The 647-nt window shown below is 64.9% G+C and carries 1 protein-coding gene and 1 pseudogene; one reads left to right on the forward strand and one right to left on the reverse strand.

Annotated elements, in window-relative coordinates:
* The coding region (locus tag ENZ74_RS33625; RefSeq protein ID WP_127313374.1) for an MFS transporter at window positions 1-517 on the forward strand (517 nt) is incomplete at its 5' end.
* On the opposite strand, the pseudogene ENZ74_RS35565 reads toward ENZ74_RS33625, so the two are convergent.
* A pseudogene (locus ENZ74_RS35565) lies at window positions 481-647 on the reverse strand (LysR family transcriptional regulator); the annotation flags it as partial. The gene ENZ74_RS33625 and the pseudogene ENZ74_RS35565 sit on opposite strands and share 37 nt — an antisense overlap.

Raw genomic sequence — 647 nt, forward strand, 5'->3', positions numbered from 1 at the left:
CTCGGAAGGCGCCGTGCTCGACTGGGCAGCCCTGTATCTGCGCCAGGAGCTCGGCGCCGATCTCGCCGTCGCCGGCCTCGCCTACGCCGGATTTTCAGGCGTCATGGCGGTTACGCGGTTCTTCGGCGACGGCATACGCAATCGCTTCGGCGCGGTGACGACGCTACGCGCGTCGGCCCTCGTAGCCGCGGTCGGCATGCTGGTGGCTGGCCTGGCGCCCTCGCCCTGGCTCGCCATTGCAGCCTTTGCCTTTTGCGGCTTCGGCATCGCCAATATGGTGCCGATCATCTTTTCGGCCGGCGGCAACCAGGAAGGCATGTCTTCCGGCACCGGCATGAGCGTGGTCACAACGATCGGATACTGCGGCATACTGGTGGCGCCGTCGGCGATCGGCTTCGTTGCCGAGCATTCCAGCTTCGGCCCGATCTTCATCACCATGTCGGGACTGCTGATCATCGTGTTGCTGATGGCCGGGCTCGCTCACCGCGCCGAATTCGCGCCAGCACCCGCAGAATAGCGTTTCAGCTCCTCGTGAAGGAAATCCACCACACGGCGGATGCGCACGCTGGTACGCACGTCGCGATGCATCGCCAGCCACACCGGCAGAACTGGCAGCGGCAGGTCAGGCAGCACCTTCTCAATCAAAG

This window comes from Mesorhizobium sp. M7A.F.Ca.CA.002.15.2.1, from assembly GCF_003998715.1.
Classification (GTDB): domain Bacteria; phylum Pseudomonadota; class Alphaproteobacteria; order Rhizobiales; family Rhizobiaceae; genus Mesorhizobium; species Mesorhizobium ciceri.